The organism is Pseudoalteromonas umbrosa (assembly GCF_030125375.1).
Lineage (GTDB): Bacteria > Pseudomonadota > Gammaproteobacteria > Enterobacterales > Alteromonadaceae > Pseudoalteromonas > Pseudoalteromonas umbrosa.
In genome coordinates this window covers 112,109-121,285 of record NZ_JASJUU010000008.1, presented here as the reverse complement: position 1 = coordinate 121,285, position 9,177 = coordinate 112,109, and the positions used below count along the sequence as shown (strand labels likewise).

Here is a 9,177-nt window from a genome sequence, read left to right as displayed (position 1 = left end):
TCGTGCACCTGTGAAGTTAACGTTACCCTTACCAAATCGTGCACCTTTGAAGTTAACGTTACCCTCACCAAATGGTACATTGAAGAAGTTAACGTCACCCTCACCAAATCGTGCACCTGTGAAGTTAACGTCACCCTCACCAAATCGTGCACCTGTGAAGTTAACGTCACCCTCACCAAATCGTGCATTGAAGAAGTTAACGTCACCCTCACCAAATTGTACATTGAAGAAGTCAACGTCACCCTCACCAAACTGTGCATATGTGAAGTTAACGTCACCCTCACCAAACTGTGCTCTGGAGAAGTTAACGTCACCCTTTGGAAACTTAAAACTACTAAACGATACTTTGTCATATTGACTAAAGTCCGACTCTTCAAAACTCACATCAGCAATCGGGTTCTCTTCTACCCATTTGTTCCAAGCATCGACACCTTGGAGCCAAAGGTCTATAGCTGCTTTACCCTCAAGTATCGTCTTCTTGTTGTCATCTCTTGCCATGCTATTTATCGCTCCTTGGTGCTGGTGGATGGAATAATTTACGTTCCTTTTTAACAGAGGTCAATTTTGACCTTTCGAGTTACCCTTGACCCATTAACATATCGGAACTGGTTACCCATACAGTTGTTTTATGCCAATCATTAAATATCAATTCAATTTCGGAAATGTCTATCTGACGAGTGGGGGACTTGCACAATCAACTACGTCTATATTCAAAGACAGCGTGAGATGCACTACGCGGGAAGGTGAGCAGATCAGCTTACCATTTAAAGGGTTTACTTCGATCTTTCGTATGAGGCAGTTTGAAAACGTCACAGTACACAATGTGAAAGCGATTAAGTCAGGTAATTGTGTATTCGGTGGAGGGGATTGGCATGATATTAAAGGCGAACATGTCGGGATATGTGTCGATGGTGGTCTCTACCTGGTTCTCGGTGATCGTGGACTCCCTGTTGTAGATGATGATTACATGAAGCCCAAAGAGCGTGAACCAGGTCAGGTTGTCTACATGTCTGAGTTTAGAGGTAATTGAATCAGGGTTACTCAGTGTTGGTGAGTCTTATCAATTTATCAAGAGCCTCTCTTTGTTCGGAACTATATTTCACGTCTGTTTTATATATAGCATCCATTTTAGATTTACTTTTTAATGTATCATGTGTGAAAGGTGTCAACTTATTTAAGAGGTCAGATATTAGGTCTATATAGTCACCTGCGCTATCGAATTCTTGTGACCATATAGGTTTCTCTGTATCGAATATTTCATCATTACGAAAAATAAAGTAGAGTGGACCAATTTCATGGTTGTTAACATATTTTGGAGTTCGGTCCATTAAATCAACTAGTGAGTAAGTTCTCTCTCGAGCCTCGGCACTCGTGTTGTGAAGCTCATTAAATAATTCTACTAAACCTTTGTATCTAAAATAGGTTTCATAGTATATATCATTGATATCGCTATCTAAACTAAAATACTTTGAGTTGTTTTTAGGGTAGATAAGTTGGTAAAGTCTTTCTTTATTAATTGGATGTTTGAAATCCCTAAACCTTTTATTTATAAACTCGTAGAATAGTTCTCTATGCTTGTAGTAGTTTGTAAAAGTATTATTTTCTTGAGTAACCTTTATTTGCTCTTCTACTTGCCTTGTTCCATGAATGCGGGCTGCAAGTATCATGAGTGGGATAACACTACTTAGGAAGTATAGTGGGATTTTTGAAATTTCAAAAAAGGTATCTACTCCTTCTTTTGTCCAACTAAACTCATACCCTTCCCAATATAGCGATCCGACTTTTAAAAAAAACACAAATGGTAATATTAATGCTGCCCAGAAAATATATTGTCTATGTAGAGCGCACTTGGGATCGTTAGTAAAGAAATTTATAATCAGTTCAGTGCAGTTGGCTATAAAATTAGATATCAGTTCGGCAAAATCTAACAGTATTTCCTTGAAAGCTTTCTTAATCAACTTGAACACTATTAAACCCCCTCACGCTCGACTGTTTGATTTTTACTTGTAACTAACATGGTAAATAGCATACCGGCCATACCTGCGCGGGCTAAGTAGGTGAGTAACTCGAAGTTATCATAAACAAAAGTGATGTTGTGAAGCTCAGGGGAAGAATTGCGCAATGTGTTTTCTAACAATGCTAACAAACATACGACACCTTCATATGCAAATAACCACATTAATATTGAGTCACTGTAATGCATTTGAAAACGACCAGTAAGTTTCAGTGACACAATCGGACGGTACATATATGTGAAGAATGTAGCGATACAAAAGATCAATTGCGCACCAAAAACCATTGCTCCTAAATAAATCATAGGAAATGCACCCGGCTCCAATGGTATTAGAAACTTAAAAGCCAAAAATTCAATAATTAGAAATACCCCCAAGATTATAGAATTATCTCGGCACGCGTAGCTTTCATTTCTATCACAAACCAAAGAAGTGACAGCCGCACAAACAAGTAACAAAGCTAGAAAAGAAAACGCATCAAGCAGCGCAAAACTAAACGCAGCTACTAAAACCGTAAAAATAGCGATAAATCTACTCGGGGATATCTCCATGGCTTATTAGCCTCCTTTGGTTATGTCTTTTGAGGGCAGTGGTGCAATTCTGGCTTGATGTGGGTCTACGGGCGCACTCGGTTTAAAAGTACCACCGACAACGTGCATTGGGTTAAATGAGAAGTGAGATAGTATTTTCATTAGTAAACTCCTGTTACTTATAATGTTGTGTGGGTCTCACTCGTACTATACCCGCCTCATCAACATCCCGTCTACATTCATCCAATTGGCTCATGATGTCACCTGTTGAAAGTTTGCAAAAAGACATCCATGTTAAAAAATGGTTGAGCTTTATATTCGGACTTACTGAGTTTTCGTAGTTCTCATAGGTCTTGATATTGATGCCGACTTTCTTAGCCATCTCTTTCTGAGTCTTGTTTGCTGCAAGCCGCATAGCACGCAAGTGTTCACCTGTTATTTCCTTCATGGTATTAACAACCTTGTTGCTTTTTGGTTAATCGTGTGATTTTTAGCGTTAACACTAGATATGATAACCCTATTAAATCAGATACATCCAAGGATTGAGATTATGAATGTTTTTATACCCGACGATGGCCGGTTAGCTAATTTACGATTCAGTATTGAAGATGGGGTAGGAGTATGGCACATAGTCGGTCAACTAACTGACTATGAACAAAGGTTCCTCGCAACCATCCCTGCTACTGAGGTTGTTCGGGATCGTTAGCTTGAGCGTACGATCCGAACCAAGTATTTAACCGTTGGACAGTTGTCCGCCGGCACTGCTGTAAATGACGACGTTTCAAAACTACGGGTTTTTAAAACACCCTTTAACCTGCTCGTTGTAGTTGCTTGACGCATTTTAACTTTAGCTTCATTCTTGTCAGCAACTTCTACGTATATTGCTTCTCCAACTTCCATTGGTAACAACAGATCGCTTAACGATTTCTTATGTAGTAATTCTGGTTCAGACATTCAGTTCATCCTATGAGCACAAAAATGATACTACGATGTTTAGTGATTAATAAATTCATAGTTAAGATAATACTAGAGTAATCTGCATAACAACACGGTTGCACTCTGCAATTCAGTATTGAACCAGTATAAGTGTACAAGACAACTTGAAAATCGATTAATTCCTTATTAATCAATGCACTATAATTTTAAGACAAGTCTAGACAAACAAGTTTTCATGTGTTTTCTACATTTGTCTTTCTAAAAGTCCATATTAATCAATTAACTACAGGAATAACAAGTCAAGTGTGTCGCAAAAGTCGACCAGCCTCGTTAGCTGTGTGTGCGGGGGGCGGGGTGCGCGGTGGGTGTGGGGTCTCATATCACCTATATACTATATATAATTATATATACTTTTATTTATATATAATTGTCTTATGTCTTATAAGTAATTTAGTAATTTGAAATATAAGAGGTTTTCACAAGACAAGTATCAAAAAATTGAATTGTCTCATGTGACTTAATTTGGATAAGTTGTCTTGCTGGTTAAATTTGAAAAATCAGTAAAGTGATTTAGTGGTGTTAGTATCTTTTTAAAATCGTTTAACTGATTTTTAATTCACTTTACTGATTCCAGATGTTGTTTATCAATGACTTTCTCTGAATCACTTTTATGATTCAACCCCTTAGTAGGTTCTTTTATAAGGACTTTTTGGAGCGGGGCGCAGACTCGCGGAGAAAGGTCACTCAGAAATTTCAAAAATCAATGTTCCATATCTTTAAAATTGAGCAAATCAATGCTACTGTGCTGGAATCAATAAACTGATTCTAATCAATGATATGGACATTAAACCTGGCTCATTAAAACAAGATAAATTCGACCTTTATATAGAACTTACAAACATCAGAAGCAACACAGTCATTCAAGGATTAAAAATGTCCTTGGTTCTAGGTCTTAGTGATGATGACGTGATCGAAAATATAGAAGGTCTAACGTCGTCAAACTATCATCGAGGCAAACGCGCGTTTTATAAAGCGTACGAAATCGTAAGGAAGATCAATGAATAAAGTCAACCAAGCTGAATTAGCCAACTTGTTTGGTGTCACACCTAAAACAATTCGTGAATGGCGCGATGCAGGTATGTCTGACTTAGGGAAAGAAGGACGCTCAGTCGTTTATGATTCTCGTGCTTGCTTTAATTGGCGTGTTGAATTTGAAGCCGACCGAACAAAAGAACGCTTTGGTGTTAACCAACAGGAAGCAGGTTCAATGAATATGATTGAAGCCAAAACCAGAAAAGAGTCAGCCCAAGCGTTGTTAGCTGAATTAGAGTTGGCAAAGACTTTAGAGCAAGTCGCTAACATTGATGACCTTATGCGAAATGTTGCTGATGCACTTCAGGCTGTTCGAGCAAAATTGATAGGTCAATCCAATAGACTTTCAGGCAGTCTTGCCCATCAGGACCAAGAGGAAGTGTGTCGTATTTTAGATGAAGATGCAGACGAAACTTTAAAGGCTTTGTCTGACTATTCCCACAAGTATGTAAGAGAGTGAATTTAGTGATTAAGCAGTTTTTCAATGAAATTTTCGGTGATTACAGCCAAGTTGCTGTGAGTGTAATAACTGTTGCTTTGTTCGCGACAACAATTTTGGCTATATTTGCGTTAATAGAATTAGCGACAGGTACTAATGGGCTCAGCTCAGCTGCTGATGTAATTACTGCCACTTTGACAATTTTTATTGCTGTAGCCAACTTAGGTTTACTGAGATTCGCGCACATTACTAGAGATGCGGTTTTTAAAGAAAAGTTAGTTGATGAATGTAAAACAGCAGTAAAGAGTCTTGCAAATTTTGAGGATATCAGTAGAAGGATGTATGAAGCTTATGCGGAAAAATTGACCACACTTCATATGGATGAAAAAAAGAGGGCATATTGGCGGAGTTTAGGTATGGACGAAGATTCCCTACCCCCATCAACACATTATCTACCCAACCAATTTCTCGATAATTTCGAAACAGATTGTTCTAAAGAATATCAAGTAATCATTGAGAACGTGAGTGTACTTGAATCAGTAGAAATAATTGTAGGACCAGAAATCTCGTCCGTAAAAGGTGATATAGCTGACTTATATAGGCAGATTATTACAGATAATATACTGATGAAGAGGATGTTCGATTCTATCGGAAAGGAGAGTGGTGGTATTAAAATGATTAAAGTCTCAAAAACAAATGCTAAGGATAAAGAAAAGGAAGAGGAGCGCTTTTACAGTGGACTCTTTGATGTCGATTCTTCTGAATGCTTAGATGATGTACCTGAAGAAAAAATGAAACCTATTTATACAGTGAAATCCTTTGAAGACAATAAATTCGGGGAAGATATATCACCAGAATATGAATTGTTAGATAGGTTTATAAAATTTGCGGAGCAGAATAAAGCTACCAATATAGAGCGTAAGAATTTATCAAAATTTGAAAATTTTTACTTTAAAGATGACACAGTGCTAGAAACTCGTTTTAAAGAAATAAACAGGAAAATATGCAACTCTGTCTTTAGTTGAATTAGTCTCGACTTGATCTGACATTTCGATTTGAAAAATTGAGAGTTACCCGTTTTGATAAAGGTGTCGAATCTTTTAATCAAAACAACCTAAAGGTGGTAACTCTCATGTTACATACTAACAACCCAATCATTAAACACAAAACTGGTTTGCTTAATCTTGCTGAAGAATTAGGTAACGTTTCTAAAGCCTGTAAAGTTATGGGCGTTTCAAGAGATACATTTTATCGATATCAAGAGTTGCTCGAAGATGGTGGGCTTGATGCGTTAGTTGATAAAAGTTGTAGGTCTCCAAACATAAAAAACAGAGTCGATGAGGCAACTGAACAAGCTGTCATAAAATATGCAGTTGATTATCCAGCTCACGGCCAACACAGAACGAGCAATGAATTAAGAAAGCAAGGTGTATTTGTATCAGGCAGTGGTGTTCGATCGATATGGTTACGTCATAATTTAGAGAACTTTAAGAAGCGCCTGAAAGCATTGGAAGACAAAGTAACTAACGAAGGTATTATCTTAACAGACAGCCAAATCGCTGCACTTGAAAAAAAGAAAAATGATGATGAGGCTTGTGGCGAAATCGAAACGGCTCACCCTGGTTACCTAGGCTCACAAGATACGTTTTACGTTGGCAACCTAAAAGGTGTTGGACGTATCTATCAGCAAACATTCGTAGATACGTACAGCAAAATAGCTTTTGCTAAGCTCTATACTACCAAAACGCCAATTACAGCGGCCTACATACTCAATGATAAGGTTCTGCCTTACTTCGAACAGCATGAGTTGCCAATGCTGCGCATACTCACTGACAGAGGTACTGAGTATTGCGGTAAAGTCGAGCATCATGATTACCAGTTATATCTGGCTATTAACGATATTGACCATACAAAAACCAAGGCCATGTCACCACAGACAAACGGTATCTGTGAGCGGTTCCACAAGACAATACTAAATGAGTTTTATCAGGTTACGTTCCGTAAAAAGCTGTATAGCTCCCTAGAAGAATTACAAAAGGATCTGGACGAATGGATGGTTTATTACAATAATGACCGAACCCATCAAGGAAAAATGTGCTGCGGCAGAACGCCACTTGAAACATTGGAAGATGGAAAACGAATTTGGGCAGAAAAGAATTTAGCTCAAATCTAAGCTGACAGTCACCGATTGAAAAACGGGTAACTGTCAGATCAAGTCTGAGCTAGTACACATTAACATCTAATATGGAAGTGCTAATGTGCTTATAGCACTTCATTTTTAAAAAAGTAATTATTGACGTATTCTTTGCTTCATTATTGGAACGGCATTTTTAAAATCGCTGTTTACAAAATCAGCATTTTTCTTTTGATGAGTACTTTTCCATCTATCAAAAGCAGCTTTGTCACTTTCAAAACCAAAATATGTGACATCACCTTCTATACGGCCAAGCAAAGACCAAATATGTTCATCAACTTCGTGAACACGTACTCCTACAATGAAAATTTGAGACGATTTTTCTACTTCAGCTTTCCACATAGCATACTGTTCTTCAACGTAAGAATTACAAACTCTTACTTCCTTGCCAACAGCAAACATGGCTATTGCTGGAGCTACACTTCCCCAATTTGCACATTTATGTAAAGTCTCAGGTTGAGAAACAGGCTTTATACCAGCGTTGATATCACCTATACCATTCCCCTCATATTCAAATCCATTAGCTAGAACTTCCGGTATATTAGGCCAAAAATTGCTGGAGCCATGAATTTTCAGTATACAGAAATCGTCTTGAGCATAATTGGAGTGATAGGTTATGTGATACCCAAGTTTAAATACTGACAATTCAAAAAGCAGGTCATAGTTTAAGCTACTATATATTACGTTTTCGTTCCCTAACTCTCTTATCAAATCTAGGTATACATTATTATCTGATGGTTTGAAAGAAGCTAAATATTCAGCTAACTCTCTTTGAAACGTCATGATATTTTTATTTGTGCCTTCATAATATGCTTCCATTCCTTTTTCAAAATCATCTTCAAATTTTTGCTTCAGTTCTTCGGATAATTCTGATGCAACTCCACCTTTTTTAACTAACTCCTTAAATAAACTCGGCCCCAAAGGAGGGGTTGAGATAGCCTCCTCTTCGCTACCAAAACTAGCTCCTGCACCCAATAATACGACTGCCATACGGATTTCCTTACAATTCTATTTCGACATTAGACAAGGTAGCACAAATGAAGCTGTGCAAGAAAAAACTTGAATTCTCACCCAGCGCGCGCCGTTAAACCCACGCCACGCCTGCACGCTTTATGCGTTGAAAATAATGCAGTCATGCAAAGCTCAAACGATACGCCAGTACTGGTGCTGCGGCCACAAACTATGTGGCAGTTAGTAACGCAAAAAAACGCAAAAACAGAGTCAGCTGTAAATTAGCAAAGAATGCGCCGTCTTACTGTGAGATTGGGAGGGGGGCTTCGGAAAAAGGTAACATTGGTCATGCACTAGTTTTAGGTGTTCTAAGTTTATGATTTAAAAGCAGTCTAGTGGTTACCATTAGAAGGTAATATTTGGTAACTCAAAAGGTAATTTTTGGTTAGGTGTTTGAAATATATAAGGTTTTAAAAATGCAGATATCACCATTTATAAAGGTAACATAGTTACTATTTAGTTACCCTATATGTTACCTTTTTTGCTTTCGTACAAAGCAATATAAATCAGTATGTTATGGAGTTTTTTTGAAAGAGGTTACCAATGTTACCATTTTCCGAAGGCCCCCCTGACTCTCAGAGACCTATATATAGGCGTGGTAAATATACATTACTTATTGCTTGTAATATCAGTGCTCGTGACACTCGTTTCAGTGCTTGTTTTGCTAGGAGTTTTTAACTGAGGTTTTGCAACTATTTTGCAACTATTTTGCACCAGAGAGAATTTAGGGTTTTAAATATCTTTCTAAGAGATTGAAAGATAGGGGAAAAGCTGGTCGGCATAGCAGGATTTGAACCTGCGACCCCTGACACCCCATCATTATAGTCAGGAATGATTAAAGTGTATATATTTCAATTGTTTATTCATATATTAAGTCGATTGGCTATGTGTCATTTTTTATTGATTTTCATAAATTCACCCTTTTAATATCAGATAGTTACCTCTTATTTTACAAATGATATT

The 9,177-nt window shown here is 37.6% G+C and carries 13 protein-coding genes; 6 read left to right on the top strand and 7 right to left on the bottom strand.

Annotated elements, in window-relative coordinates:
- Window positions 1-498: hypothetical protein (locus QNM16_RS21815; protein ID WP_284022395.1), on the bottom strand; the 498-nt coding region annotated here is incomplete at its 3' end.
- A gap of 130 nt (window positions 499-628) precedes the next feature.
- Between QNM16_RS21815 and QNM16_RS21810 the strand changes: the two genes are divergently transcribed.
- Window positions 629-1,030, top strand: coding sequence for a hypothetical protein (locus tag QNM16_RS21810; RefSeq protein WP_284022394.1), 402 nt, complete (start codon window positions 629-631; stop codon window positions 1,028-1,030).
- Window positions 1,031-1,037: 7 nt separating this feature from the next.
- Here QNM16_RS21810 and QNM16_RS21805 read toward each other — a convergent pair whose 3' ends face one another.
- The 4 genes from QNM16_RS21805 to QNM16_RS21790 are packed head-to-tail and all read right to left on the bottom strand — an operon-like array spanning window position 1,038 to window position 2,990.
- Window positions 1,038-1,967, bottom strand: a complete 930-nt coding sequence (locus QNM16_RS21805; RefSeq protein WP_284022393.1) for a hypothetical protein — start codon at window positions 1,965-1,967, stop codon at window positions 1,038-1,040.
- 2 nt (window positions 1,968-1,969) lie between these two features.
- Complete coding sequence (locus QNM16_RS21800; protein ID WP_284022392.1) at window positions 1,970-2,563, bottom strand: hypothetical protein; 594 nt, start codon at window positions 2,561-2,563, stop codon at window positions 1,970-1,972.
- A gap of 6 nt (window positions 2,564-2,569) precedes the next feature.
- Window positions 2,570-2,704 carry a hypothetical protein gene (locus QNM16_RS21795; RefSeq protein ID WP_284022391.1) on the bottom strand — a complete coding sequence of 45 codons (135 nt, stop codon included), beginning with the start codon at window positions 2,702-2,704 and terminating at the stop codon, window positions 2,570-2,572.
- A gap of 13 nt (window positions 2,705-2,717) precedes the next feature.
- Entirely contained in the window at window positions 2,718-2,990 is a 273-nt protein-coding gene (locus QNM16_RS21790; RefSeq protein ID WP_284022390.1) for a helix-turn-helix transcriptional regulator, read from the bottom strand.
- A 102-nt stretch (window positions 2,991-3,092) separates the two neighbouring features.
- On the opposite strand from QNM16_RS21790, the gene QNM16_RS21785 reads away from it, so the two are divergent.
- A complete protein-coding gene (locus QNM16_RS21785) occupies window positions 3,093-3,248 on the top strand; it encodes a hypothetical protein (protein ID WP_284022389.1) in 156 nt (51 codons plus the stop codon).
- Here the strand turns inward: QNM16_RS21785 and QNM16_RS21780 are convergent.
- Window positions 3,245-3,496, bottom strand: coding sequence for a hypothetical protein (locus tag QNM16_RS21780; protein ID WP_284022388.1), 252 nt, complete (start codon window positions 3,494-3,496; stop codon window positions 3,245-3,247). The genes QNM16_RS21785 and QNM16_RS21780 overlap by 4 nt on opposite strands.
- Window positions 3,497-4,411: 915 nt before the next feature.
- Between QNM16_RS21780 and QNM16_RS21775 the strand changes: the two genes are divergently transcribed.
- The 4 genes from QNM16_RS21775 to QNM16_RS21760 all read left to right on the top strand — a co-directional run bounded on the left by QNM16_RS21775 (window position 4,412) and on the right by QNM16_RS21760 (window position 7,182).
- On the top strand, window positions 4,412-4,543 hold the full coding sequence (locus tag QNM16_RS21775; protein WP_284022387.1) for a hypothetical protein: 132 nt from the start codon (window positions 4,412-4,414) through the stop codon (window positions 4,541-4,543).
- Complete coding sequence (locus QNM16_RS21770) at window positions 4,536-5,030, top strand: terminase small subunit (protein WP_284022386.1); 495 nt, start codon at window positions 4,536-4,538, stop codon at window positions 5,028-5,030. Before QNM16_RS21775 ends, QNM16_RS21770 begins: the two co-directional genes overlap by 8 nt.
- A gap of 5 nt (window positions 5,031-5,035) precedes the next feature.
- Window positions 5,036-6,034, top strand: coding sequence for a hypothetical protein (locus QNM16_RS21765; protein ID WP_284022385.1), 999 nt, complete (start codon window positions 5,036-5,038; stop codon window positions 6,032-6,034).
- 107 nt (window positions 6,035-6,141) lie between these two features.
- Window positions 6,142-7,182 carry an IS481 family transposase gene (locus QNM16_RS21760; protein ID WP_284022384.1) on the top strand — a complete coding sequence of 347 codons (1,041 nt, stop codon included), beginning with the start codon at window positions 6,142-6,144 and terminating at the stop codon, window positions 7,180-7,182.
- Window positions 7,183-7,299: 117 nt separating this feature from the next.
- Here the strand turns inward: QNM16_RS21760 and QNM16_RS21755 are convergent, their stop codons facing one another.
- Complete coding sequence (locus tag QNM16_RS21755) at window positions 7,300-8,193, bottom strand: hypothetical protein (RefSeq protein WP_284022383.1); 894 nt, start codon at window positions 8,191-8,193, stop codon at window positions 7,300-7,302.
- Window positions 8,194-9,177: the final 984 nt, after the last annotated feature.